This is a genomic window from Thermofilum adornatum, from assembly GCF_000446015.1.
GTDB lineage: Archaea > Thermoproteota > Thermoprotei > Thermofilales > Thermofilaceae > Thermofilum > Thermofilum adornatum.
Genome location: NC_022093.1, coordinates 768,723 through 792,975 on the forward strand (window position 1 = coordinate 768,723; position 24,253 = coordinate 792,975).

The following is a 24,253-nucleotide window of genomic DNA, read 5'->3' on the forward strand; positions in this document are numbered from 1 at the left end:
TAGAGAAAAAATATATAAATAATGACTTTTATGCAAGTTCCTTTATGTTCTCAATGAGTTTTTCCGCCCGCTTTCTAACCTCCCAGCGGTCCTTTAACCCATCAACCCCAGGCTTCTCTATGAGGAAAGATACGGCTGCAGTGGCATATGCAGAGGCCTCCCTTATATCGCCGCTACGCTGATACTCGACCGCGAACACAGTAGTAAACACGTCCCCAGCACCAGTTCTGTCAACAACCCGGGTAGGTATGCTGGGCACAAAGAAAGCCCTCTGCCTCGTGGCTACGTAAGCGCCATCAGCCCCCAGAGTTACGAGGGAAATCCCGGCGCCATCCTCCACGAGCTTCTTTGCAAGCTCCAGTGGCTCGAGGTTCCCGTATATTGCCCTCGCCTCTGCCACCTCTGCATGAACAATGTCCGAAAGGGAAACCACGAGTCTAGCCTCTGGAGAAGAAGACAAAACTATCCTTTTGTCTCCTAGCTGTTTCCGCACGTATCCCTGGAGATCAGTTACTACCAGTGAGGCAACCTCTGAAACCTCCTGGACAACGCTCGGAGGAATCTCGCCAACCAGCGGCCCAATTACTGCAATGTTGCCCTTTATCTTTCCCAGCGGCACGTCTCCAGAAAGAATATCTTCGCACCTAGCCAAGAGATAGAGGTCTCTATCGCCGCTACTGCGGTAAACAAGCTTAAACTTGGTTGTCGGCAGATACCTCGAGATACCTACCCCACTGAGATCAATATTATGCTTGCCCAGAAACATCATGTACTCGTCGGGAAAATCCTTCCCAACCTTCGACACTATGTGGGGTCTAACGCCATGCTTGAGCGCCGCTAGAGAGCCGAAGGTAACTGTTCCGCCCAGGCTTCTCCTTACCTTTTCTCCCTCAACCACAATATCGATTGTTAGGTGGCCAAGCAGATAAATGTCCACGCTACATCCCCACCCAAATTTAGCTATTGTCAAATTAAATATTACGCATCCTCCCGTAGCCCGAAATCATTATAAATTGGCATTTTGTTTCGTTCATTGAACTAGATAGATGGGAGAAGTGTATGGTGAGATACAAGCAAGTGAGCGATATCGCAAAAATAATGAAAAACGTCGAACAAGTTAGAAATATCGGCACTCTTGCACACGTCGACCATGGCAAGACAACTACCTCTGATTCACTGTTAATGGGTGCTGGAATTCTAAGCCCTAAGGTCGCCGGCCAAGCCTTAGCCCTAGACTACGTCGAGATCGAGCAATTGAGACAGATGACCGTGAAAGCGGCAAATGTGTCGCTTTACCACGAGTGGGAGGGTAAACCATACGTGATAAACCTCGTGGACACCCCGGGACACATAGATTTCACCTCGCATGTAACGAGAAGTCTAAGAATGATGGATGGAGGAATAGTAGTAGTCGACGCAGTAGAGGGAGTAATGACCCAGACGGAGACGGTGGTGAGACAGGCACTTGCAGAATACGTTAGGCCCCTTTTGTACATTAATAAGGTAGACAGACTGATAAAGGAGTTAAGGCTTGAGCCCAGAGAGATACAGCAAAGGTTCATTGAGATAGTTAAAGAATTCAATGCACTTATAGACCTTTATGCAGACAAAGAGTTCAGGGATAAGTGGAAGGTAGACTTTGCGAAGGGACAGGTGGCGTTTGGAAGCGCCCTGCACAAGTGGGGTCTAACAGTTCCAATAGCTATGAAGAAAGGCGTAAAATTCGACTACATAGTCGACGCTTACCTGCACGATGAGAAAGACAAGCTGGCTCAGGACTTCCCGCTTTATATTGCACTCTTGGACATGGTTGTCGAGCACATACCTAATCCCAGGGAAGCCCAGAAATACAGGGTGCCGAAGCTCTGGAAGGGAGACCTTAACAGTGAGATTGGCAAGGCGATGCTTGAGTGTGATCCAGACGGTCCAACCGTTGTTGCTGTGAGCAAGATAAACATTGATCCGCATGCGGGACATGTCGCTACTGGAAGGGTCTTTAGTGGGACTGTGCGGGAAGGCGAAGAAGTATACCTTTTAAACGCCAAGGACACTGCGAGAGTTCTACAGGTCGGCATCTACATGGGTCCCTACAGGGAAAAGATCGAAGAGGTGTCGGCGGGAAACATTGTTGCCATGCTTGGACTCGACAAGGCAAGGGCAGGCGAAACAGTCGTAGACTCGAAATACAAAGACGTCATGATGCCTTTCGAGCACTTGGCCTACGTTGCCGAGCCCGTAGTTACGGTAGCTATAGAGCCAAAGAAAAGCGGCGATCTACCGAAGCTGGTCGACGCATTGAGGAAGCTTGCCATAGAAGATCCAACTCTGAAGGTATATATCAACCAGGAGACAGGCGAATACCTGCTGAGCGGCGTTGGAACACTCCACCTAGAAATCACGCTGTGGGATCTCAAGCAGAGGACAGGAATAGATATAGTTACCTCCCCACCAATCGTGAGGTACCGTGAAACAATACGCGAGAAGGGTCAGGTCTTCGAGGGTAAGTCTCCTAACAAGCACAATAAGCTATACTTCTATGCAGAGCCACTAAACGAGGAAACAATAAAGCTGATGCAGGAGGGCAAGATCTTTGCAGACCAGGACTGGCGTGAAAGAGCCCAAATCCTTAGAGAGTATGCAGGCTGGGACACAGACGAGGCTAGGAACATATGGGACATCGACGAGAACTTTAACATAATCGTGAACAAGACCAGTGGTCTGCAGTACTTGAGAGAAGTAAAAGACACCATTATCCAAGGCTTTAGATGGACTATGGAGGCAGGGCCATTAGCACAGGAGCCTGTGAGAGGCGTGAAAGTGGTTTTGGTAGACGCGGTTTTGCATGAAGATCCGGCGCACCGCGGCCCAGCACAGATAATGCCAGCTACTAAGAACAGTATTATGGCTACTCTACTTTCTGGCAAACCTACACTGCTTGAACCAATATTAAAGGTGGACGTAAAGGTACCTTCTCAACAAGTCAGCGGTGTGCTTACGGTGCTAAATAGGCACAGAGGCAAGATAATATCCATGGAGGAGAAGGGGATGGTTATGAGGGTTCTCGCAGAGTTGCCAGTGTCGGAGAGCTTTAACATTGCAGACGAACTTAGGGAGGCTACTCAGGGAAGAGCTTTCTTTGCATACGAGTTTTACAAGTGGGCACCTGTGCCGTCTTCCCAGCTTGAGCAGGTAGCTCTTGCAATCAGGGAAAGGAAGGGCCTGCCAAAGAAGCTTCCAACAATAGAGGACTTTGTGGGACCATAGAGAGCTTTCTTGATTTTTGTTTTCTTTATTTTTGCTAGAGAGAGGCTTAAATACTGGTTTTTATTGCCTTAGTTCTGGTGAAGTCTTTGAGCTATAAAGTAGCGATATGCATAGCTACTCTGGGTTTACTCCTGCTTATTCTGGCTACTGCACAATTTGTGCCTCTTTCGAAGGCTGAAGGAGCAGTTTCTTATCCTGCCTCTGCCCGTGTCTCAGGGAGAATCGAGTATGGTTACATCCTAGTGTTTAACAACCTTAAACTTCCTGAGGCTACGACTAGGGTAACGTTCAATATTTCTTCTTTCGAGAAGAGACTTGTACTGGCAACGGCAACCAATGGAAAATTCACAGTTATTGGTAGAGCTAGCAATGGACTTTTGACCTTTGAGCTTCCCGCCCCCTCTACCAGTATCAATTTTACCTTTGTTTTTGATTCTCTCGAGCCCGGCACAGACGCTGTGAAAGTGGTTTTTCCTGTACCTCTCTCGCCCACCGGAATAATCACGAATGTTACTGGGCAGATTACTCTTCCGCAGCCGATCAATTTGAAGTCTGTCTTGGGAAATGCTACTGGAGCCACGGTTAAGTATAACCAGTCGTATATCCCTGGGAGCTTGGACGTTATTAGTGCAAATGTTTCTTCATATGGCTATCCTCTCTATAGGGTGGACGAGCTAACAAGAAAGATAACCCTGACTGGCGACAAAATCGTGTTCAATGACACTTTGACAGTTGTTTCACTAGCTGATGCATGGGTCGAGCAACTAAGCTTCAATCTGCCTAGAAACGCGAGTTTAGTGGGTATCTACTGGAGCTATGGCAAGGTTCCAAGCCCATACATCAACATTTATACCACAAACCAGTCGAAACTGATTTTGTACAGTATGTTGTCTTCTCTCCAGAAAAGGAACCAGAGGGTTACTTTCTCGCTTGTTTACTCTTTTAATGCTACAAATGCAGTGCCAGCATACATGGGTCTCGGTTTTATAGTTAAAAACTATACCATTGAGCTTTGCTTACCAGGGATTATCCAGACGGTTCCAGAAGTAGTTTCAACAACGGTCCAGAACGACATGCACTGCTACAAGTTTGTAGCAAAGGGACCGCTTTTCTTATATGATACTTATCCAACAGTAATAGTGAATCCGTCTTTCTCTAAGGTTGCTCAGTCGATCCCCGTAGGAGTCTACCTACTAATAGCGCTAGCTGTCTTAGCAGTGATTGGAGCGGTATACTATGTTAACAGGCAGCGTGTGTCAACAGTAAAGACAGAGGCGCTTACCAGAACCCTGAAACAAGATGAACGACTCGGAGAGCTAGCAGAGATACTGACAAGGAGAGAGGAAGGTATCTCAAGCTTATTGGACCAGTTAAGGGGTCTACGTGAGAGAAAAGCAGGCATAACGAAGATTACATCTACCCTCAGGGCCTTCGAGCAGAGGGATAGGGAGTACGAGAGGCGTACAAAAGAGATACTTAGCAGTCTCGAGGGCGACTGGACAGGCCTGGTCAAGGAGCTCGACGAGATCTCCAACGTGATTGCAAGCACCTTGAGGGACATCGAGAAAATAGAGAGAGGATTTAGAACTGGCAGGATAACGTTGAACGATTATAACAAGATGGTTGACGACTTAGAAGAAAGACTCCTCGAGATATCAAGAAGGCTTTCCCGTTTGACCTCAAAGTATCTTGCTTGAGATTTTTCTCTGGACATTTTTATGAATAAGGGTAATAAAGGGTAAACGTTATATTCCTAGTTTTTTCACATCCGTGTGAGAACTATGCAGAAGGTTAACTCTTCCAAACACAGATGGCTCATCTGTGCAGCCTGGCCCTATGTCTATGGTGTTCCCCACCTTGGAAACTTGATAGGCTCTATACTCTCAGCCGATGTGGCCGCGCGTTTCTTAAGGTTGATTGGAGACGAGGTTGTCTTCGTGAGCGGTAGCGACATGCACGGCACACCCATAGAAGTGGAGGCTATAAAAAGGGGAGAAAACCCTAAAGACCTTGCTGAGAGAAACCACAAAATCATAAAGGAGCTTTTTGAAAAATGGAACATCAGTTTTGACAACTATTCGAAAACGGAGAGTCCCGTCCACGTAAAGTTTGTGCAGGACTTCTACAAGAAAGTCTACGAAAATGGATACGTATTTTCAGACAAGGTACAAATGTATTATTGCCCAAAAGACAAAATCTTCTTGCCGGACAGATACATAGTTGGCACTTGTCCCTACTGTGGCTATGATAAGGCATATGGAGATCAGTGCGAAAATTGTGGTCGTCTCTTGGAACCCACTTTGCTTATCAATCCACGGTGCGCCATATGTGGCTCTACTCCTGAGCTTAGGACTACGGAGCACTGGTTCTTTGACTTGCCGCGTTTATCACAGGAGCTAGAAAAATACATCGAGGAGAACGATAACTTGCCTCCTAACGCGCGTAATATGAGCCTGCAGATTTTGAGAGACGGCTTGAAGCCTAGAGCATTGACAAGAGACAATAAGTGGGGTATCCCTGCCCCTTTCCCAGGCGCGGAGGGAAAAACAATCTACGTATGGATGGAAGCCGTGTTGGGCTATATATCAGCTACAATAGAATACTTTGAAAACAAGGGGGAACCAGAGAAATGGAAAGAGTTCTGGCTTGATAAGGATACAAGGAGTGTCTACTTCATTGGTAAAGACAATATTCCATTTCATACTATAATTTTTCCTGCACTACTTTTGGCCAGCAAACAGGGCTACGTGTTGCCGTGGACAGTCTCGTCGACTGAATATCTCTTGTTTAAGGGTCTAAAGTTCTCAAAGAGCAAGAGGATAGGGATATGGATCGATGAGGCATTGGAAGTATTCCCAGTGGACTATTGGCGGTTCGTGCTTCTCAGTCTCAGACCTGAGCTTCGCGATATGAACTTTTCATGGGAAGATTTCATCAGGATAATCAATAACGATCTAAACGACAATATTGGGAACTTTATCCATAGAGTACTGGTTATCACATACAAAAAGTTCTCAGGCAAAGTGCCAGAGCCCGGAGAATATACAGAGGAAGATAAAAGCCTAGAAAATATGATTGTGCAATACAGCGGAGAAATAGCTGAATCTATGATGAACTTTAGGATGAGAGAGGCGCTCGGCAAGATCCTTCAGCTCTCGAGTAGCGGTAACTCGTATCTTAATAGCCGTAAGCCCTGGGAGCTCGAAAGCAAGGAGGCTGCCACTGCAATATATGTGGCGCTCCACCTGATAAAAGCCTTGGCCATTATGCTCTACCCATACATACCTTCAAGTTCGCAGAAGATCTGGAACCAGCTCGGATACAGTGACGATATCTCGGCTCATAGATGGGAAGAAATAAAGGAGCCAGTTCCAGTTGGACAAACAATTCCTGAGCCAAAGCCTATCTTTAGGAAGCTCACAGATGAAGACATAAAGAAAGCCACAGAGAAAATAGAGGAGTTAAGGTCCCAAAAGCAGTCTAGTCAATGATTTCTCCTACTAAATGAAGTGGTGATGCGTCGACAATTTTCACCTTTACAAACTCACCTATCTTGGCTGATTGATTCTTGATGATTACGGGCTTATATTCAATGGTACGCGCTGTAAGGTCTCCCTTAAAAGATATGTTTTCTACAAGTGCTTCCTTTACCTCGCCTATGTATGTCTTATTAATCTCGTAGGCTATTCTCAGTATCACGTCTGTAGCTAGCCTGCTTCGCTTTTTCTTTTCTGGTTCTGGGATTCCATGCAGGAGGTAGCCCTCAGTAAAGGGTCTTAAGGTATACCTGGCCACGTGTACCTTGTCGAATCTTACTTCTTCAAGGAAAGCCAGGGTTCTTCTGAACGACTCCTCGTCTTCGCCTGGGAAGCCCACTATCAAATCTGTAACAATGCTAGATTTCCAGGGTTGTTGCCTAATGTGTGAAACGATTTCTTTGTAGTCTTGAACCGTGTATTTCCGACGCATGAGTCTCAAGACCTTGTCGTCTCCGGACTGTACAGGTATATGGAAGTACCTATAGAGTCGTTCATCTCTGAAAAGCGGCAAGAGGTCTCTTATAAATCTGCTTAAAAGCATCGGCTCCATCATGCCGAGCCTTATTCGATAAGTTCCGTCAACTTTGTCAAGTATTTCCTTTAAAAGGTCATAAAGCGTGATTTTAAGGTCGTAGCCATAGGCGGCCACGTCTTGACCAGTAAGAAGAATTTCTCGTGCCCCCTTTCTAACAGCTTCTCTAATATTCTCGACGATGCTTTGAGGCTCGTAGCTCTTCACTCCTCTGCCCCTGGTTACCCACTCTATACAGAAGGCACAGTTGCCTAGGCATCCACTCTGGATGGGGACGATGTGGAATGATCCACCCTTGAATTCTGGAAGGACTGTTCTTAAATTTTGGTATTGTCTTAGAATGTATATGGGGCTCTCTGATTCTATGATTTCTGGGATTTTCTCTGTGGCGTCTGGTTCCACGAGGGAGGCTTGAGGAACAATTTCCAGGATGCTTCTTGGGCGTACGTTGACAAGGCAACCGGACACAATGAGCTTTGTGTGTTTGGCCTGTGTGGTCTTACTTATTTCATGTAGCCTCCTAAATATCTTGTTCTCAGTATCGCCCCTGACCGCACAAGTATTTACAATTATTATGTCTGCTTTTTCAATGTCTTGTACGATTTCATAGCCCCTTTTGGTAAGGAGAGTAGCTATGATGTTGGATTCTCCTTTGTTCAGCCAACATCCAAAAGTCTCGATATAAACTTTTTTTCCTGTTTCCGGGGACATCAGCTAGACCAAGACTCAAGGTATTTTTTCTGTTCGGGTGTCAGTTTCTCGATTTTTACCCCTAGAGCTTTGAGCTTAATATAAGCTATTTTCCTGTCAATGGAGCCTGGAAGTCTGTAAACTTTGGGTCTTAGCGACACGTGTTTTTTGAGGAGGGTCTTTACAGCAAGGGCCTGGTTGCCAAAGGAGAGATCCATAACCTCGCTTGGGTGTCCCTCGGCGGCGGCTAGATTGACAAGTCTACCCTCGGCTATGAGGTAAAGCCTCCTATTATTTGGTAATAAATATTCTTCTACATTCTCGTTTATTTTTCTCTTCGAGACGGCGATTTTTTCTAGATCAGCCACAGAGATTTCAACATTGAAGTGTCCTGCATTTGCAAGTATGGCTCCGCTTTTCATTTTCAAAAAGTGTTCTGTCCGAATAACGTCCCTGTTGCCTGTTGCTGTTATGAATACGTCTCCCAATTCCGCCGCCGTTGACATATCTGAGACATAGAAGCCGTCATAATAGGCTTCGAGGGCTTTTATGGGGTCTGGCTCTACAACTAATACTCTTGCACCGAGCCCTTTCGCGCGCCAAGCTATTCCTCTGCCCACCCAGCCGTAGCCTGCAACGACTACGTTCTTGCCCGCGAAAAGAATGTTTGTTGCTCTGAGAATGCCGTCAAGTGAGGACTGGCCTGTCCCATACCTATTATCGAACATGTATTTCGTTTTTGAGTCGTTGACGGCTATTACCGGGTAAAGCAGTTTGCCGTCTTTTTCAAGAGCCTTTAGCCGTATAACGCCAGTCGTCGTCTCCTCTGTGCCACCATATATCCCTTTAGCTATATCGCTGGAAAGGAATTCCTTGCCGATCCTGTAGTCTATGCCCTCTGTTATACCGTGTGCCAGCTTATGAATCATGACTGTGAGGTCTCCACCGTCGTCCATCGTGATATTTGGACCTATGGATGCGGCCCTAGCAATAGCCTCGAAGTATTCGTCCTCTTTCATTCCTCTCCATGCAAATATGCTGATCCCCTCCGTTGCTAAGTAAGCGGCCACCGGGTCCTGTGTTGAGAGCGGGTTTGAGGCTGAGAGCGCGACTTCTGCACCTGCGTCACGAAGTGTCAGCATGAGGACTGCTGTTTCTTTAGTGACATGCATGCATGCCGCGATTTTTATGCCTTTTAGGGGTTTTTCCTCTGAATATTTCTGTCTGATGTGTCTAAGGACTGGCATGTGTTGTTCAGCCCATTCGACCATTAGCTTGCCCTTTGGCGCAAGGGAAATATCCTTAACTTTATACTCCATTCTTGGTCACCTGTTAGATATTTGATTCGCTAAATAACTTTGTGGCAGAGACCAAAAAAGAATTTGGGATAAGGTTAGATCAGGGCCTCGTCAAGGTATCTAGCGCATTGACATTTTCTCTCTACAGGTATCCTTGGGATAAGGCTTGTTAAGAGCTTCTTTACCTTTTCTGTGTTCTCAGCCATAACCCTTGCAACCTCGTGGGCCGTGACAGGCTTCTCTGCCCATACATCATAGTCTGTGACCATTGCAATGTTTAGGAAGCACATTCTAGCCTCTCGTGCCAGGTTTACCTCTGGTACAAGCGTCATGCCAACAATGTCAGCGCCGAACTGTCTCCAAAGCTTTGACTCGGCTCTAGTAGAAAATCTGGGCCCCTCTATGCACACATATGTTCCTTTTTCATGTGTCGTTATGCCGAGCTCCTTGGCTGTATTGAGGCATATTTCTCGCAACTCGGGACAGAAGGGGTCGGCCATGGATACATGTGCAACGACAGGGCCATCATAAAAAGTGTATTCTCTTTTCTTGGTCATGTCTATGAACTGGTTTGTGCAGACAAAGTCTCCGGGCTTGTAGTCTTCACGTAAGCTTCCAACGGCTGAGACAGATATTAGTCTCTCGACGCCAAGTTCCTTTAATGCCCATATGTTTGCCCTGTAGTTTACTTTGTGTGGTGGGTATTCGTGTTTCTTTCCATGTCTAGGCAGAAATGCTACTTCTACTCCTGCGATTTCTCCAATAATAATGTTTGAGGAGGGGGCACCGAATGGAGTATAGATTTTTTCTTCTCGTGTATTCTTGAGAAAGTCCGGAGAGTAAAGTCCGCTTCCACCAATTATTCCGATTCTTATCTTTTTCATAACGTATGAAATATTTTCGTCAAGTAATTTAACCTTTTTTCCAGAAATCAAAGCAAGCTATACGTCTGTTAAGGCCGGTTCTACATGAGCCATTTGAACGAGAAATACTGTATCCTATTCGTTGCTGGGTCTCTGTAGGCTAATATGAATCTTTTCCTTACGGAGTGTGATAGACGTCCTGCCCTGATTATTTGTATTGGGTCAAGTTTATCTCCGTACTTCAGAACTTCTACTAGAAATATTGAGTGGTCTATTCCCGGTCCAAACTGATATACAGCGAAGGTTGATCCAAACTTCATTCCTGATTTTACGACATAGCCCCTGTTTCTTAGATCCTTGTATACGGTATATGCGTCGTAAAAGTTGTCATAAAGCTTTGAAGCTATCGAAAAAAACTCTGAAGGCTTTATTGGTTCTCCCCTCTCGTTTGTTAGGTTTAGGCACCCCTGCTCTAAGAGGTACATTGCATCAAAAAGTGAAATTTCAAGTTCCTTTTCGACGTCGGGAAGCTTGGGCTTGGGCACAGTAAAGAATCTACCATAGAATCCGCCCCTAAAGTATAGGTCGTGTCCCTCTTTAACATCAAGTACAACGACCCTGTTGCCTAGGAGGACAGCGTTGGCCTTAATGCATTCCATCTTAGACACCCCTTCTCTAGGGGATGCCTACTTTTTTAAAGTTATAGTTGTTAAAGATAAAATGGGACAACGAAAAATTTTTTTGTTTTCACAGCAATTACATATGTGAATAAGGTTAACACAAAATTAGTCCAATGGGAAGAAGTTGTCCAGTGGAGCCGTCTACTCGCCGAAAAAATCGAGTCTTCTGGCTACATCCCGGATCTGGTCATAGCAATTGCGCGGGGTGGCTATGTACCTGCAAGGCTTCTATGCGACTTCCTCGACATACATGACTTGCTGAGTATACAGATACTCCATTGGGGGAAGGCCGCAGAAATAACCGCGGTTGCCCACGTAAAATATCCATACGAGGTAAACCTTCAAGGAAAAAAGGTTCTCCTTGTAGACGATATTGTTGATACGGGTGACTCTGTCATCGTCGCGAGGGACTATATACTTTCAAAGTGGAGACCCAGCATGCTAAAGATTGCTACCATGCAGTGGATATCTCCGGTGGCCAAGATAAAGCCAGACTACTATGTAGAAGAAGTAAAGGAGTGGGTATGGTACCAGTATCCCTGGACAAGGCTAGAAGACACTACAAACTTTTTTGAGAAAATAATTTCTGAGCTCAAAAAAGAGGGCAAAAATGAAGTTCCTAGAGGAGAGATACTTCAGAGGTTTAGGGACATCTATGGGATAGACGTTGGGGAACACTATTATAGTCTGGCCTTCAGGAAGCTTGCAGGGAAAGGAGTTATAGAACTTGTAGGAGACTGGGTCAAAATTAAATAGGGCTTCTTGTATTTCTTTTCAAAGCACTCTGCTTCACCGAGGATAGGCTTTATGCTTGAAATTACTGTGGACCACGGTGTGACACTACAGAAAGATGGGAAAGTAATTTTGCTAGATCCTACTCGCATGCCAAAGAGGTCTCCAAGCGTTATAGTAGTCTCTCATGGCCATAGCGATCATTTCTCTTTAAAGGTTTTGAAGGCCTATCCAGATGTTCCAAAGATAATGAGTAGGGCGACACATGAGATAATAGACCCAAATAAGAAGCTCAGAAACATAGTATATGTAGAACACGGCGAGACGATAGAAGTTGCAGGAATCGAGTTCAGCGCGTACAATGCTGGGCACATAATAGGTAGTCTTCAGTTTTCCTTCAATTTCGACGGGAAAGATTTCGTTTTTACGGGAGATTTTAACCTCGAGAAAAGACTAATTCTCAAGCCTGCCCAGATACTAAAGGGCGATGTTCTGATAGTCGATGCTACGTATGGTTCTCCTAGATATGTTTTTCCCAAACGTAGTGACCTATACAGAGAGATAGTAGCTGTAGCAAAGAGGTTTTTCGAGGAGGGGTCGCCAATAATTTTTAAGGGGAGAAGAATTGGGACTGCACAGGAACTAGTTGCATTAATGAATGCATCGGTAGATGTCTTGCCCCTGGTGGAAGAAGTCGTAGCTAGGCACAACTCGGTATATGAGATGCATGGCGAATGGTTGGGCATGTATGCATACTGGAATGGACAGCCCCCAGACATGCCCCTACCCATTATTGCTGGCCTTAATTCAAGATCCGGAGGGAAAATCCCCAAATGCATATGTACAGGATGGGTAAAGGGAAAGCTTGCATTCCCCCTAAGTAGCCATGCCGACTACGACCAGATATTTAGATACATAAAAGAAAGCAACGCCAGCCTAGTCATTCCATTCTGTGGTTTCCGGAAAGAGCTGGCCGACGCGGTTTCTAGGGAGTTGGGGATAGAGATATCTTATGCAGATAAAACTAGGATCTGAAGGTGTACTAACCAATTTTGCTAACTGGTTCGGCATTGCCGTTGAGCATCATGTAAACTGCTAAGTACATTGGAACCTCTATGATCCCGTTTTCACCACTGTTAAAATAGTAATATAGAATTTTTCTGGGGAGAGGTGACAACCTCACCTTGACTCTTTCCTCTGAGAAAACAATGGCTCTTTTAAGAATAGTCTCGGAATCGAGGTTTTCTACTTCGTTGGGGCTTATAGTGAATACCTTTAGACCGGTTTTCCCATGTAGGCTTCCAGGCAATCTTATAAGCCTCTTTATATCAATAGTGACCTTCTCATCTATTTTTACTGCTAACTCGTTAATGGCGGCTTTTATGTTCTGATGCCACCATTCAAAGGGCTTGCTTAATTGTTCAAGGTCTACGCCTCCATCTGTCTCATTGTTCAACAAAAGGTATTTCGCTATTCTTCCAGCCCAGCCCGGCGCTACCACATTATACCTGTAGCGGTAGTTTTTCCCGTCCCTTGTCAAAAACAGTTTAGTCTCTAGCCCTACGCCTCTAACATAGTCAGATATCTCCCTGCGTGCATCTTGATCTAGATCCCGTACGTCTTCGTTCTCTAAGTGGAGGTGAAAGCCTCTGTGTCCCGAAAACGTTACAAACATATCTGACCTGCTGTATCCAAAGTCGTTCTCAAGTATATCTATGAGCTTGATAATTTCCTCGCGTGCATAATTTATACAAATGTCGCATACCCATTTTTCCCATTCTAGTTTATCACTGCCACATGAAGGGCACTTTTCCGTATAGCCCCACCCGCTTGCCCCACAGTTGAGACATTTCCAGTAATCATGTAGCTCTTTGCATTTTGTTGGTATGTGGTCTACGTCAATGTCAAAAATTAGGTCGGCTCCTAGCCATCCTTTCTCGTCCATATTTTCAGCAGATGGCCTCTGATAATATGCTGAGGAATAATAGATGTGCTGAGGGACGTTAGCCTTGATATACTCATTTAGGTCTTCTTTGTTATTAAACGATATATGTCTAATCATAGTTGAGGAGTCAAACTTAGAAAATGCGAACTCTCGCTGTGGAAGACTAGTAGGTGGATCTATACTGTTTCTCGAATAATACGAGGCAAAGAGTCTTCTCGCTATCCGGATTCGATACTCTTCGCTACTGTATTTCTGCGACACGAGGAGGTCTACCCCGAGCTGCTCTAAAGAAGAACTGTAAAGGATGTCTTATGTTTTCACATTTCCATCTGCAAAGTCCGTATGAACGCATATTTTCACACTTGTAGGGGAGATACTTTGTCCTTGATCCTCTGAGCCCAGCAATGTGTTCAATCTGATACCTAGCTATATCTTCCCTGAAATCTGGTGTAACTTTAAAGACTTCTAGGACTTCATCCACGCTGAAGCCTATGCTGAGCAAAAAGCTTGCTAATGCAAATCTAGCGCTATGCGGTAGGTTTTTACCACTAGAAAGTTCACTTAATAATGAGCGTATACAGGGAGGGAATAAGTCCTCTTTTTTGCCACTATACGCGCTCCGAGCATATGCAACTAATTCTCTCCTTAGATTCGTCCAGGTAGCGGCGATGTCTTCGACGGTTTTGTAAAGACTTTCGGGTATCTTGCTTTCCTCTATGCGTGTCTTCTCGATGAGGTTCAAGACATATTTCTTAATGCCAGTTTCTACTAGCCTAGTAAATTTTTCTCGTGGGACTCTGACGAAGCCTTTACTCAAAAGTCTATTGACTAGTTTCCATTCTTCGGTATACTCGGGTACTCCTTGGAGATAGTGTTTGTAGTATACAAGGCTGTCCCCATTGCTGTCTAGGGAAATGTTCCAGCCCAACGTGTTGATCGCTATGTGGAGGACTTTTTCTATGGGCTCTTTGCTTAGCTCGGCGCCTATACGTTTAGAGAAAGCGATCGCGAATTTTTCATTTAGGGCATCATCGCCGATTTCAGAGAGTAGTATCAGGGTAGTCAAAAATGACGCGACTTCTGTTCGATAGTCGTCTCCATGTATAGGGTACTGACCCTTCTCTATGACTGTGAGTATCTTTTCGCGAGCATTTCTCAGGAGCTCGGATCCAAGAGGGGTGTTCCCAATATCTTCCAAGGTTAATCCGAAAAGCCTTATGTCGTTGATAGCTTCGCGTAGAAAAGGATACTTTTTGTAGTCCTCGTAGTCTAAAACAACCTTGAGTGTTCTAGTCTCCATAAAATTCCTTTTATTATTCCATTCTGGGCGCAAGCAGGTATTTCAGGGTGCCTCCACCGGCTATGTCAAAGGTCAATTCGAGAGGCATGTTTGTTGCGAAGCGTAGACCAAGTATGTCGCTTACTCTGTATGCCTTTGAAACGATTTTGTTTAGGAAATCTATTCCGTAGTTTGCCTCTGCAGTCTCCTTAACGTCTATCTCTACGAGGCTTCCGGTCTCGATTGAGAACCTGCTCTCGACTTCGCCTTTATCGCTCTTTGCGATGAGCCAGAGATTCTCATTCTCAGCCCTCATTTTTACAGTTTCAGATACAAGTTCAGCGTCTTTTAGGGCATCCCTAAATGTGTCACTCAGCATTTTAGCCGCAACGGTGAAGTTAAGCTTTGGGCTGGGAAGCTCCTGCCCAGAAATATCTAAAAGGGGGAACCTGAACCTTCTTTCAGCTCTACCAGCAAGTGTAATGATAAGGCGTCCACCAGAAACTTCAAAGGAAATCTTATCATCTGACTTTGCACGCTTGAGGACATCGTTTATGTCGTCAAGAACCACGCCGATTTTTGTGTCCTGCTCTACATTATATTCTTCAAACAAGTTTGCGGGGATATAAAGGTCGACCATCGCTACCCTGCCAGGGTCTAGGGCTCTAAGCTTCAAGCCGTCTGGAGAGGCCACAAAGTTGGCCTCATCTACGATTGTGGCTATGCTCTCGATAATATACTTCCATTCTCTTGCATCTGGGAACACGAATTTCATATTTCATCCAGGATAATTATTAACTTCGAAATTAAAAGGATATTGCGTAATATACTGTGAAGTATACAAAACGGATTGGTGTCTAAAAATTCTAGGCGTATTCCCTGTAGACCTTGCGGCAACGTGTACAAATATAGAACCTTGTCGCGGGCTCGTCTCCAGCACGGGTCTGAAGTTCATAGACGTATGCCTTATCGTTCCCACAGTTTTCACACTTGAATTCTACAACTGGTAGAGTTGATACATCAACGTCTACAAGTGTAACTGTGTCTTTTGGATTTCTCTCGATCTTCTGGGAGAGCTTATAAGTGTTTGGATTGTTTCCCTCAGCTATATATCCACAATGTGTACATTTGAGCACTTTTTTCCCATTTAGTACTGTTGGAACCATTATTCCTCCGCACTTCGGACAAAACTCCACTGCAGTCACCTAGAGTTCAGTCTATGCTTTAACGTCTTTAAAAGGTTTTCTGACATGGAGATATGCGTCTACAAAGCTTGCAATGACGTGTTTTACAGAGTTAACATCGAGAGGATATGTCTTTACCATAAGGTCTGCAACTGAATAGTCCCGGATATCAACCTTATAGTATCTCATGGCTCTCTCAGCATTGCTTTTTTCGCGAAGCTGTATCTGCGAGAGAGCCTCTTCTATTGAGATGGATTCTCTTTGTGCTATTCTTTCGGCTCTTATCCTAAGCGGTGCGTCTACTATTATTTTTATGTCGGCTATGTCCCTTAGGATCCACACAGCTAGGTGTCCCTCTATTACCACGTTTCCTCTTTTTGCCTCTTGCAACGCTCTCTCGTCTATCTCTCTATCAATGTCCTCTCGTTGCTCGGCTAGCCTATGCAGCTCTAAGAGGTCCACCCCCATCTCTTTTGCGAGTTCGCGGAAAAGCATTCCATTGGATACGAAACGTAACCCGTATCTCTCTGCAAGGAATCTGGCGTATGTCGTTTTTCCGCTGCCAGGTGTACCGCTAACTGCAATTGTGAGGTTGCCCATGGTTTTTATAGTTCTCTCGCTTCTAAAAGTTTTTGGGCCCGAAGAACTTTGGACAAAAGAATAAAGCAAGAACCAATATGATGCTTTAGATTGCCTTGTATATTGATATCTTTAGGGCTTTCTGTAGGCATTCGTGACACAGGTATCCGCCATATGGTCTAGAAGGCATTCTGACTCCACGCCTTTCTTCGCGTGCAGTAAGCTTAGGTATACCATGAAGAGGTCTGCCACATATGGCGCATCTTGGATAGTCGTGTTTCTTGTCGATTATGTGTAGGGATAGTCGTCCTCCAGGCGTTCTAACTAATTTGCGTTTCTTTGTTCTGGATCTTAAAGCTGGTCTAGGCATAACCTCGCACCCAGAGCCTTACACTGAAACTTATAGGAGGTTTATAAATTTTTCAATAATGCCCGGCGAACGACCGCAATATCGATGTGATGAGAAACACCAAACTTTTTATTGAAAAAGGATGGCATTAATGAAAGTATCTAAGTGGTGTTAGCTAGATATGAGTGAGCCGAGACAAGTTACAGGATGGGTTTCCAATGTAAAGATTCTTGGTAAAATCGCTTTCATAGAGGTTATAGATGACCTAAGCCTGACACCAATAACTATTGTTGTAAAGAAGGAAACTAACAGCGAACTGTGGGAACTAGTCAGCAAGGTAAAATTAGGCTCAGCCCTAAAAATCGAGGGAAAAGAGCCCCAACAAGTAGTAAGTAAAAAGGGACGAGAACTACACGCAGAAGAAGTACAAATACTAGCTGAGCCACAAGATCTACTACCGATAGACGTAACCGGCAAGACACCAGCAAGCTTCGACGATTACATCAACTACAGGTACCTTGCATTGAGGTTGCCCAAGATCCGTGCAGTGTTCGTTGCTAGAAGCATAATTTTCCAAGAGGTTAGGAACTTCCTAACAAGCAGGGGCTTCCTCGAGGTGAACACACCAAAAATAGTTAAGGCAGGGGCAGAGGGCGGAGCTACATTATTCTCAGTAGACTATTTCGGCGAGAAAGCATTCCTCGCACAGAGCCCACAACTATACAAACAGATGCTAATGTGTGGAGTTCCAAGGGTCTTTGAGGTTGGGCCATTTTTCCGCGCGGAAAAATTCAGCACCACTCGGCATCTAAACGAGGGTTGGGGGCTAGACGTGGAGATGGGTTTCATAAACGATGTAAACGATGTACTTTCTCTTCTTGAAGAACTAGTTACGCACGTCAACAAGAGGCTAGTAGAATCTATGGGAGACCAACTCAAAAGCCTCGGTTTCAATATTATTGAGGACATGAAGCAATTTCCAAGGGTCACTTACGACGAGGCGCTAAAGATCCTCAACTCGAACGGCTTCGATCTAAAATGGGGAGAAGACTTTGACCCTAAGGCAGAGAAATTCCTAGGAGAGTATTTCCAGCAACAAGGCACACCAGCATACTTCATAACAGAGTACCCATGGGATTCAAAGCCTTTCTACATTATGCGGAATGGGCCACAAAAAAGTTATGCATTTGACCTGGACATTCGGGGAATAGAGATAGCCTCTGGAGGACAAAGGGAGCATCGCTACAGTGAACTCTACAGGAACCTCGTCGACAAAGGCCTAGACCCAAATGACTTCAAGTTCTACCTAGACGCATTCAAATATGGAATGCCACCACACGGAGGTTTTGGACTAGGTCTAGACAGGCTAGTCATGGTTCTGCTGGGACTGCAGAACATACGTGAAGCAGTCTTGTTCCCGCGCGACAGGTTCCGTCTAGTCCCCTAGAATAAAGCCGATACCCATGCAGACACGGGATCCGAGGGAAAACAGGGCTATAAAAGCAGTGCTTGAAAAGAGGGTAAAAAAGGTAAAGGTCAAGACAGGTTCTGGGGAAACATATTTCTTTATTGTTGAGGGGTCTCAGAAGGAGAAATTCTATCTAGTTATACCTGGCCTCTATTGTTCGTGTCCAGACTTTCTCTTCAGTGTAAGGTTCCGGAAGCGAAAAGAAAAATGCTACCACATGATGGCTGTAGACATAGCGCTGAAAGAAGGAAAATACGAAGAGATAGAAATGGATAAGGATACATTTCTAAGCAGGATAGTAAACACTTTGCTAGGCAAAGCTCCTGGAGGATCCAAGGGGAGGCGCAAATGAGCAAAACCGAAGACATCATCGAAAATGAAATTTTGAAGCACACAAACATCTCTAAAGAGGAGTTAGAAAGAAAGATACAGGAAAAAATAGAGGAATTCGGGGGCATAATCAAGAGAGAGGCTGCCCTTATAGTCCTAGCAAAGGAGCTTGGCATCCCAATTCCGAGAGAAAACTTCTCACAGCAGTTATCCGCGTTGAGAATCAAAGACTTGGCTGTTGGATTTAGGGGAATAGACGTTGAAGGTATAGTTATCAGTCGGCAACCATTGTTGAAGAGCTCCGCCGGTAAAGAGTATTTACGCTTTGCTCTTGCAGATGAAAATGATGCCATCTGGGTAATAGCGTGGGGTGAAAAAGCCCTAGAGCTCGATCCACAACTAAAAATAGGCCAGAAAATACTCCTGTCGAGAGCATCAGTCAGGAAATACAGAGACAAAAAGGAAATCGTCTTAGACAAGAATTCTACGATTAGGATGCTCGAGAACATAGACACCTCAACAATCATGGAATTATCTAGAAAACTGGGATTCCCGCTGACGCTTGTAGAGGTTGTAAAAAGTTTTAGTGACGATACGGGTATAACTCTATACGGCTACAACAATGAATGTAGACCCTCAGCTGTGCGGGTCTTGTCCAAAGATCCACGTTTAAAGATAAGTGAAGGTGATACACTGCTTCTATCCAACTGTACTATAAACACGTTCGACAACTATTCTCAGGTGACATGTCGCCCCTCCTCCTACCTCCAGAAACTAGATAAAAAACAAACTTGCTTTGAAAGAGACATGGAGGAGCTATTTATCAGCGGAATTCTATTGGGTTATGAAGTTTTCTCGAGGGAAGGTGGAAAGATCTACCTCTTGACGAACACGGGGGTCAAAAGTATTGTTTTTTTCCGAGACGAGTTACTGGCAGAGGCCTCCAACCTTATACTTAGAGGAACACTTGTTTGGGGCTACAGGAAGATTGATGATGCGTTACGTGAAATCGCCTATACGAAGCTTGAGGGCGGCGAACAGATATTTCCAGCATTTGAAAGAAACAAGAGGTTTTTAGAGGTAGAAGGCTTCATAGAGACCCGTGCAAACATAGTAAGCATAGATCTTAACCGTAAATGCCGAGGTGCATACAACCTTTTCTCGATCTATGTGACACTAGATGACGGCACATCTACAATAAAGTTTCTTTCAAACTCCTCCAAGATCCTTCATGAAGTCTTTTCCATGTCACAGGAAGAACTATGCGACTATACAAATGATGTTATCGAGGAAATTATAGCTTATAGGCAAGATGAGCTTGGGGGAGAGGAGGCGACAATAAGGGGATACATAAGCCGTCGGCAACGGGTAAGCTTTCTGGTAGAGATATCACCAACCGTATAAATAAGGTTTATTTAGAACTTGAAAGAGTATTCGGTGACAGTTGATGGGCAGGAGGAAGAGGAGACGTACACGTCCAGTAGCCGTAGTCAAGCGCAAGCTACCAACAGTTTTTCAGTGTCCACGATGCGGAGCTCAGGCAGTAAGCGTGACGGTTAAGAAAACAAAAGAAGAAAAATATGTCTTGGTTCGTTGTTCGAATTGTGGTCTAAGCATGCGTTACGACTATAAGGAGTACCTCGAGCCAGTAGATTATTTCAGCAGGTTCCTAGATGATTATGGTGAAGGGAAGATTTCCTCACAAGAGGAAAATATAGGTGGGGAAAATGGGGAAAGTGAAGAACTACATAATGGAGAAAATTAGGGAACGCGGAGCAATACACATGACACTGATAGATCCAGACAAAACCACCCCAGACCAAGCCGCAAAGATAGCCCGCGAAGTATCAAAGGCGGGGAGCGCGGCAATAATGATCGGTGGAAGCACAGGTGTAAGTGAAAGAATGACTGACGACATAGTTCTCGCAATAAAACAAGTAACTGACATACCTGTGATACTATTTCCGGGAACGCCGTCCGCTCTAAGCAGGTATGCTGACGCTGTGTGGTTTATCTCGGTTCTAAACAGCGCCAATCCCTACTTTATAACAGGTGCACAGATGCAGGGAGCCCCCATAGTCAAGAAGTATGGACTAGAGGCGCTATCCCTCGGATACATAATAGTTGGAGAGGGCGGCACTGTATCAATAGTAAGCTACACTAGGCCTCTACCCTTCGGAAAACCAGATGTCGCCGCCGCCTATGCGTTGGCGGCAGAATACATGGGTTTCCAGTTTATCTACCTTGAAGGCGGCTCAGGAGCTAAACCCGTCCCGCCAAAAATAGTAAGGATGGTGAGAGGCACTGTTTCTGTGCCCCTAGTAGTTGGTGGAGGCATAAGGAGACCTGAGACAGCAAGAAAAATTTCACAGGCCGGTGCAGACATAATAGTTACAGGGACCCTAGTCGAAAAGACCCAAGACATTCAAGATGCTATCGCCCAGATAGTAAAAGCAATTGAGGAAGGAGCGAGAAACAGAAACCAGCAGACCGCCTAACCTATGGCCCAAAGACCCCCGCATGCGCAAGTATAACTAACATAACGAAGAGGAAAGTTCCAACAACAACTATTTCTGGCCTAATCTTTATCCCGCCTATGTCTTCCTCGTAAAACGTCAATAGACCAGCTGCTGGCATTGTTGCGGGCTTTCGTTCGCTAGATTTTTCCTTCTTAGAACCTTTCTTCGCCTTGCTAGACATAGTTCCTCACAAACATGCTGAGCGGGATCAATATAAAATTGTTGTTGTGTGTCGTGTCAAAATATAATAATTACTCGTAATGCTACATGTATCGATACATATGGATGACCTCATTCGAAAGTTGTCCAGCTATGCAAAGTTGTCACGAATCGACCACGGCGTCATGGCAAGCCTGGCAGTAGTAGCTGGAGCCTTTTCTGTAGAAAACACTTTGAAGAGTATATCTAACTCCTCACTCTTACTCGCAGTCACATCTGTACTCTTCGTGGAAATGTCGCTATTCGCATCAAACGACATATTTAATATCAAAGAAGACAAAATAAACAACCCGACAAGACCTATAGTTGCCGGAGAATTATCAACAAGAGAAGCAGTAGCATTTACATTTATCTCAGGCCTCATAGCAGTACTAACCTCAGCAATGGTGAACACAGCCTGTCTCGTAGTAATTATTGTCGCACTCGTCGTTGGTAATCTCTACAATTCCTATTTCAAAAGGCACGCATTCTTCGGAAACATCATTGTATCAGGATTGACATCGTTCACTTTTCCTTATGGAGCCATATCGATCGCAGGAACCCTAACAGAAAAATCCCTCCTATTTTTCATGATAGCCTTCCTCGCAAACCTAGGAAGAGAGATTGCTAAGGGCATACGTGACCTAGAGGGAGACACAAGAGTAGGCATCTGTACCCTCCCATGCGAAATAGGCACAAACAATGCTGGAAAACTTGCTGGAATATTTATGTTGATGGCAGTGGCTCTAAGCTTTTACGGGGCAAACTACGTTAAAACGAAACCAGTCTACCTGGTTCTAATACTTGTAACTGACGCCATATTTACGTACGTAGCCGTAAAGCTCATCCATAACCCGTCGACCCAGACGGCCGAAAAAGCCAGAAAACTCACGCTACCAGCAATGCTAAACGCAATAATAGCCTTTACCCTGCCTTAGTGTCGCCATAAAGCCGGCTCCTAAACGTCTCAGACACACCCGAAAGCAAGAGAAAATAAGCATCGCGGACGTGTCTGCCCAGCCTCTCCCCACCCTCACCAACAACCCGCAAAATCTTTTTTACATCCCTTTCGCGAATCTTTCTAACAACCACATTCCGGCCAATAGTGATGCCTAGCTCTTCTAGCCTCTTACACGGGTAGTCTCCAGTATAAATGGTAATTCCTTTGAAAAATCTGCTAAACAAGTCGATAATAATTGGCAAAACTTCGGGAGAAACCGTTTCACCAATTATCCTCTCCCCGCCTACAAAGACAACCACACCGACGTGCCTCTCGCCGGGGTCAACGCCCATCACAAGTTCTCCTGAAATACCCTTTACACGCGAATAGATATAGACAGGCAACACAATGTCCCCAACGTCCTCCCTGATAAGCTCGCATGGAACCTCCAGGATCCCCTCAAAATAGAGGTCTCCCAGCCTAGAACTATTTTCAGACAGCAACCTTGCGAGGAGCCCCCTCTTCTCAGGGCACTCACGCGAAGGCATCACACCTAGGAATCCATCCATCTAAAAACATCAACTCCAGCCAGCTTATAACCCTTTTGTAATACCTCTACTCTGAGCCTCCTCCAATACCTCTCCGGCATCCAGCCTAAGCGTCCCTACCTGGGAAAGTTCGGCATCCTTTACAATTATTCTAACCAGTTCCCCCTCCCTAACAAACCAGAAATATCTACGAACATATGCCCTTAACACGCTAAACAGGAGGGGTCTCCCCTCTGCCCCCTCCCCAGAAACAATAATAACCGTCGTTCTTTTGTCTATTGACAACTTACTAAGAAGACTTACAACAAGCGTGCCAGCACTATAAATTACGTGGCCCCTGGGATATGCATATAAGGGAAAAATAAGAGAACCAAACCCGTCATAAACAATCAAGTCCCCCTCATTGACCAAAATCCCAAGCTCAAGCAATGTCTCAAGCTCCTCGCGAAAACTCAAAACACCATAAAATTTTAAGCCAAGCCGGGAAAGTCTCCCAGAATCATAGAAAGCATGCTTCCCCAGACCAACATAAAAAGCCCCAGAACGCCACATAGAAGCCAGAACAAGACCACTCAAAGTCTTAAAGGAACCGGGTCTCCCGTAAAAAACATAAACACCAGGTCTAGAAACCGTCCTCAATAACGACCTAAATGGGTCACTGTTACTCAAAGCCCCACTCACTACTTCATATTGTTATAGATAAACATCAGCAAGAGCAGAGCAACCATCACCACTAGAACGCCGCTAAGCAGGCTAGAGTAGAAAACTGAAGAGCGGTGCCTGTACTTTGCAGAATTATATATCATGTACAGACCCACGAGGGCAAAAACATACAAGAAGAAGACGATCAAGGTCTCAGAAACAGTCTGGCCACTTGCAGAGGGATAAACAAGCTGGACACCAAGCGAAAACGGTGGGTGCTCGACAAGAACATAGAAGATCCCGCTGGCAATAAGCAAAATCACGAAGACGGCAGCCCATGCCAAATACTCGAAGCTAATCCCGCGTACCCGAGACATACAAACCCTAAAAACCATACAGAATAAAAACTTTGCTCCACGCTAGGTGCTACATTTATCCTTCCTAGACACGGTCACACCTTTTGGCACCCAGTCGATCTCGGCTCCACACCTGGGACACTTGCCGCCAACAGAAGAATAGATCCTAAACAAGTTCGGTATCTTTTCTCCACGATAAAATACGTATCCACACTTAGAGCACTTTACGATGTACATAAATTCCTGAAAGAAACATGGCGACAGGCTTGAAATAAACCTAACGCCACCCAAAGCGAAATAGATATTTACTGCCCCATA

27 protein-coding genes are annotated in these 24,253 nt (G+C 45.0%); 11 read left to right on the forward strand and 16 right to left on the reverse strand.

Features of this window, described 5'->3' with window-relative positions:
• Positions 1 to 28 precede the first annotated feature (28 nt).
• Positions 29 to 937 (reverse strand): PfkB family carbohydrate kinase, encoded by a 909-nt coding sequence (locus tag N186_RS04265; RefSeq protein ID WP_020962540.1) that lies wholly within the window; start codon positions 935 to 937, stop codon positions 29 to 31.
• A 122-nt stretch (positions 938 to 1,059) separates the two neighbouring features.
• Here N186_RS04265 and N186_RS04270 point away from each other — a divergent pair, with 122 nt between their 5' ends.
• The 3 genes from N186_RS04270 (at position 1,060) to metG (ending at position 6,755) form a co-directional block, all read left to right on the forward strand.
• Positions 1,060 to 3,264 carry an elongation factor EF-2 gene (locus N186_RS04270; RefSeq protein WP_020962541.1) on the forward strand — a complete coding sequence of 735 codons (2,205 nt, stop codon included), beginning with the start codon at positions 1,060 to 1,062 and terminating at the stop codon, positions 3,262 to 3,264.
• Between the two features lie 86 nt (positions 3,265 to 3,350).
• Positions 3,351 to 4,961 carry a hypothetical protein gene (locus tag N186_RS04275; protein ID WP_148682055.1) on the forward strand — a complete coding sequence of 537 codons (1,611 nt, stop codon included), beginning with the start codon at positions 3,351 to 3,353 and terminating at the stop codon, positions 4,959 to 4,961.
• A gap of 84 nt (positions 4,962 to 5,045) precedes the next feature.
• Complete coding sequence (gene metG, locus N186_RS04280) at positions 5,046 to 6,755, forward strand: methionine--tRNA ligase (protein ID WP_020962543.1); 1,710 nt, start codon at positions 5,046 to 5,048, stop codon at positions 6,753 to 6,755.
• Here metG and N186_RS04285 read toward each other — a convergent pair.
• The 4 genes from N186_RS04285 to endA form a co-directional block, all read right to left on the reverse strand.
• Positions 6,745 to 8,046 carry a tRNA (N(6)-L-threonylcarbamoyladenosine(37)-C(2))-methylthiotransferase gene (locus tag N186_RS04285; RefSeq protein WP_020962544.1) on the reverse strand — a complete coding sequence of 434 codons (1,302 nt, stop codon included), beginning with the start codon at positions 8,044 to 8,046 and terminating at the stop codon, positions 6,745 to 6,747. The two genes, metG and N186_RS04285, sit on opposite strands and share 11 nt — an antisense overlap.
• Positions 8,046 to 9,344 (reverse strand): adenosylhomocysteinase, encoded by a 1,299-nt coding sequence (locus N186_RS04290; RefSeq protein ID WP_020962545.1) that lies wholly within the window; start codon positions 9,342 to 9,344, stop codon positions 8,046 to 8,048. Before N186_RS04290 ends, N186_RS04285 begins: the two co-directional genes overlap by 1 nt.
• Positions 9,345 to 9,418: 74 nt before the next feature.
• Entirely contained in the window at positions 9,419 to 10,207 is a 789-nt protein-coding gene (locus N186_RS04295) for an S-methyl-5'-thioadenosine phosphorylase (RefSeq protein WP_020962546.1), read from the reverse strand.
• Between the two features lie 80 nt (positions 10,208 to 10,287).
• Positions 10,288 to 10,845, reverse strand: coding sequence for a tRNA-intron lyase (gene endA / locus N186_RS04300; protein ID WP_020962547.1), 558 nt, complete (start codon positions 10,843 to 10,845; stop codon positions 10,288 to 10,290).
• A gap of 105 nt (positions 10,846 to 10,950) precedes the next feature.
• Here endA and N186_RS04305 point away from each other — a divergent pair, with 105 nt between their 5' ends.
• Together N186_RS04305 and N186_RS04310 are read left to right on the forward strand one after the other, a co-directional pair.
• Entirely contained in the window at positions 10,951 to 11,622 is a 672-nt protein-coding gene (locus tag N186_RS04305) for a phosphoribosyltransferase (protein WP_020962548.1), read from the forward strand.
• A gap of 51 nt (positions 11,623 to 11,673) precedes the next feature.
• Entirely contained in the window at positions 11,674 to 12,633 is a 960-nt protein-coding gene (locus N186_RS04310) for an MBL fold metallo-hydrolase (RefSeq protein WP_020962549.1), read from the forward strand.
• Positions 12,634 to 12,640: 7 nt separating this feature from the next.
• Here N186_RS04310 and N186_RS04315 read toward each other — a convergent pair whose 3' ends face one another.
• From N186_RS04315 to N186_RS09480, 6 genes are all read right to left on the reverse strand, one after another.
• Positions 12,641 to 13,804 carry a DNA primase small subunit domain-containing protein gene (locus tag N186_RS04315; RefSeq protein ID WP_148682056.1) on the reverse strand — a complete coding sequence of 388 codons (1,164 nt, stop codon included), beginning with the start codon at positions 13,802 to 13,804 and terminating at the stop codon, positions 12,641 to 12,643.
• Positions 13,785 to 14,843, reverse strand: coding sequence for a hypothetical protein (locus N186_RS04320; RefSeq protein WP_020962551.1), 1,059 nt, complete (start codon positions 14,841 to 14,843; stop codon positions 13,785 to 13,787). The genes N186_RS04315 and N186_RS04320 overlap by 20 nt, the downstream gene beginning before the upstream one ends.
• A gap of 13 nt (positions 14,844 to 14,856) precedes the next feature.
• On the reverse strand, positions 14,857 to 15,597 hold the full coding sequence (gene pcn, locus N186_RS04325) for a proliferating cell nuclear antigen (pcna) (protein ID WP_020962552.1): 741 nt from the start codon (positions 15,595 to 15,597) through the stop codon (positions 14,857 to 14,859).
• A 91-nt stretch (positions 15,598 to 15,688) separates the two neighbouring features.
• Positions 15,689 to 16,018: a transcription factor S gene (locus N186_RS04330; protein ID WP_148682227.1), complete on the reverse strand. Its 330-nt coding sequence runs from the start codon at positions 16,016 to 16,018 to the stop codon at positions 15,689 to 15,691.
• Between the two features lie 21 nt (positions 16,019 to 16,039).
• On the reverse strand, positions 16,040 to 16,606 hold the full coding sequence (gene cmk, locus N186_RS04335; protein WP_052885517.1) for a (d)CMP kinase: 567 nt from the start codon (positions 16,604 to 16,606) through the stop codon (positions 16,040 to 16,042).
• A gap of 85 nt (positions 16,607 to 16,691) precedes the next feature.
• Positions 16,692 to 16,955 (reverse strand): eL34 family ribosomal protein, encoded by a 264-nt coding sequence (locus N186_RS09480; RefSeq protein ID WP_148682057.1) that lies wholly within the window; start codon positions 16,953 to 16,955, stop codon positions 16,692 to 16,694.
• A gap of 160 nt (positions 16,956 to 17,115) precedes the next feature.
• On the opposite strand from N186_RS09480, the gene aspS reads away from it, so the two are divergent.
• From aspS to N186_RS04360, 5 genes are read left to right on the forward strand one after another with little or no spacing between them, the layout of a single operon-like run.
• Complete coding sequence (gene aspS / locus N186_RS04340; protein WP_020962555.1) at positions 17,116 to 18,381, forward strand: aspartate--tRNA(Asn) ligase; 1,266 nt, start codon at positions 17,116 to 17,118, stop codon at positions 18,379 to 18,381.
• 16 nt (positions 18,382 to 18,397) lie between these two features.
• A complete protein-coding gene (locus tag N186_RS04345) occupies positions 18,398 to 18,754 on the forward strand; it encodes an SWIM zinc finger family protein (protein ID WP_020962556.1) in 357 nt (118 codons plus the stop codon).
• Positions 18,751 to 20,136, forward strand: a complete 1,386-nt coding sequence (locus N186_RS04350; protein WP_020962557.1) for a DUF2240 family protein — start codon at positions 18,751 to 18,753, stop codon at positions 20,134 to 20,136. Before N186_RS04345 ends, N186_RS04350 begins: the two co-directional genes overlap by 4 nt.
• A 43-nt stretch (positions 20,137 to 20,179) precedes the next feature.
• Complete coding sequence (locus N186_RS04355; protein WP_020962558.1) at positions 20,180 to 20,497, forward strand: hypothetical protein; 318 nt, start codon at positions 20,180 to 20,182, stop codon at positions 20,495 to 20,497.
• On the forward strand, positions 20,460 to 21,230 hold the full coding sequence (locus tag N186_RS04360) for a phosphoglycerol geranylgeranyltransferase (protein WP_052885518.1): 771 nt from the start codon (positions 20,460 to 20,462) through the stop codon (positions 21,228 to 21,230). Before N186_RS04355 ends, N186_RS04360 begins: the two co-directional genes overlap by 38 nt.
• Before the next feature lies 1 nt (position 21,231).
• Here N186_RS04360 and N186_RS04365 read toward each other — a convergent pair whose 3' ends face one another.
• On the reverse strand, positions 21,232 to 21,432 hold the full coding sequence (locus tag N186_RS04365) for a preprotein translocase subunit Sec61beta (RefSeq protein WP_020962560.1): 201 nt from the start codon (positions 21,430 to 21,432) through the stop codon (positions 21,232 to 21,234).
• A gap of 100 nt (positions 21,433 to 21,532) precedes the next feature.
• Here N186_RS04365 and N186_RS04370 point away from each other — a divergent pair, with 100 nt between their 5' ends.
• Positions 21,533 to 22,387 (forward strand): UbiA family prenyltransferase, encoded by an 855-nt coding sequence (locus N186_RS04370; protein WP_020962561.1) that lies wholly within the window; start codon positions 21,533 to 21,535, stop codon positions 22,385 to 22,387.
• On the opposite strand, the gene N186_RS04375 is transcribed toward N186_RS04370, so the two are convergent.
• The 4 genes from N186_RS04375 to N186_RS09710 all read right to left on the reverse strand — a co-directional run bounded on the left by N186_RS04375 (position 22,374) and on the right by N186_RS09710 (position 24,172).
• Complete coding sequence (locus N186_RS04375; RefSeq protein WP_148682059.1) at positions 22,374 to 22,937, reverse strand: hypothetical protein; 564 nt, start codon at positions 22,935 to 22,937, stop codon at positions 22,374 to 22,376. The two genes, N186_RS04370 and N186_RS04375, sit on opposite strands and share 14 nt — an antisense overlap.
• A 45-nt stretch (positions 22,938 to 22,982) precedes the next feature.
• A complete protein-coding gene (locus N186_RS04380) occupies positions 22,983 to 23,513 on the reverse strand; it encodes a hypothetical protein (RefSeq protein WP_020962563.1) in 531 nt (176 codons plus the stop codon).
• Positions 23,514 to 23,617: 104 nt separating this feature from the next.
• Positions 23,618 to 23,956, reverse strand: a complete 339-nt coding sequence (locus N186_RS04385) for a hypothetical protein (protein ID WP_020962564.1) — start codon at positions 23,954 to 23,956, stop codon at positions 23,618 to 23,620.
• 42 nt (positions 23,957 to 23,998) lie between these two features.
• On the reverse strand, positions 23,999 to 24,172 hold the full coding sequence (locus N186_RS09710; protein ID WP_187147067.1) for a hypothetical protein: 174 nt from the start codon (positions 24,170 to 24,172) through the stop codon (positions 23,999 to 24,001).
• Positions 24,173 to 24,253 lie beyond the last annotated feature (81 nt).

Coding starts and splice junctions, on each gene's coding strand:
- N186_RS04270 (WP_020962541.1), top strand. CDS start 1,060: ATGGTGAGATACAAGCAAGTGAGCGATATCGCAAAAATAATGAAAAAC.
- metG (WP_020962543.1), top strand. CDS start 5,046: ATGCAGAAGGTTAACTCTTCCAAACACAGATGGCTCATCTGTGCAGCC.
- N186_RS04285 (WP_020962544.1), bottom strand. CDS start 8,046: ATGTCCCCGGAAACAGGAAAAAAAGTTTATATCGAGACTTTTGGATGT.
- N186_RS04290 (WP_020962545.1), bottom strand. CDS start 9,344: ATGGAGTATAAAGTTAAGGATATTTCCCTTGCGCCAAAGGGCAAGCTA.
- N186_RS04295 (WP_020962546.1), bottom strand. CDS start 10,207: ATGAAAAAGATAAGAATCGGAATAATTGGTGGAAGCGGACTTTACTCT.
- endA (WP_020962547.1), bottom strand. CDS start 10,845: ATGGAATGCATTAAGGCCAACGCTGTCCTCCTAGGCAACAGGGTCGTT.
- N186_RS04310 (WP_020962549.1), top strand. CDS start 11,674: ATGCTTGAAATTACTGTGGACCACGGTGTGACACTACAGAAAGATGGG.
- N186_RS04320 (WP_020962551.1), bottom strand. CDS start 14,843: ATGGAGACTAGAACACTCAAGGTTGTTTTAGACTACGAGGACTACAAA.
- pcn (WP_020962552.1), bottom strand. CDS start 15,597: ATGAAATTCGTGTTCCCAGATGCAAGAGAATGGAAGTATATTATCGAG.
- cmk (WP_052885517.1), bottom strand. CDS start 16,606: ATGGGCAACCTCACAATTGCAGTTAGCGGTACACCTGGCAGCGGAAAA.
- N186_RS09480 (WP_148682057.1), bottom strand. CDS start 16,955: ATGCCTAGACCAGCTTTAAGATCCAGAACAAAGAAACGCAAATTAGTT.
- aspS (WP_020962555.1), top strand. CDS start 17,116: ATGAGTGAGCCGAGACAAGTTACAGGATGGGTTTCCAATGTAAAGATT.
- N186_RS04345 (WP_020962556.1), top strand. CDS start 18,398: ATGCAGACACGGGATCCGAGGGAAAACAGGGCTATAAAAGCAGTGCTT.
- N186_RS04350 (WP_020962557.1), top strand. CDS start 18,751: ATGAGCAAAACCGAAGACATCATCGAAAATGAAATTTTGAAGCACACA.
- N186_RS04355 (WP_020962558.1), top strand. CDS start 20,180: ATGGGCAGGAGGAAGAGGAGACGTACACGTCCAGTAGCCGTAGTCAAG.
- N186_RS04360 (WP_052885518.1), top strand. CDS start 20,460: ATGGGGAAAGTGAAGAACTACATAATGGAGAAAATTAGGGAACGCGGA.
- N186_RS04365 (WP_020962560.1), bottom strand. CDS start 21,432: ATGTCTAGCAAGGCGAAGAAAGGTTCTAAGAAGGAAAAATCTAGCGAA.
- N186_RS04370 (WP_020962561.1), top strand. CDS start 21,533: ATGGATGACCTCATTCGAAAGTTGTCCAGCTATGCAAAGTTGTCACGA.
- N186_RS04375 (WP_148682059.1), bottom strand. CDS start 22,937: ATGCCTTCGCGTGAGTGCCCTGAGAAGAGGGGGCTCCTCGCAAGGTTG.
- N186_RS04385 (WP_020962564.1), bottom strand. CDS start 23,956: ATGTCTCGGGTACGCGGGATTAGCTTCGAGTATTTGGCATGGGCTGCC.
- N186_RS09710 (WP_187147067.1), bottom strand. CDS start 24,172: ATGTACATCGTAAAGTGCTCTAAGTGTGGATACGTATTTTATCGTGGA.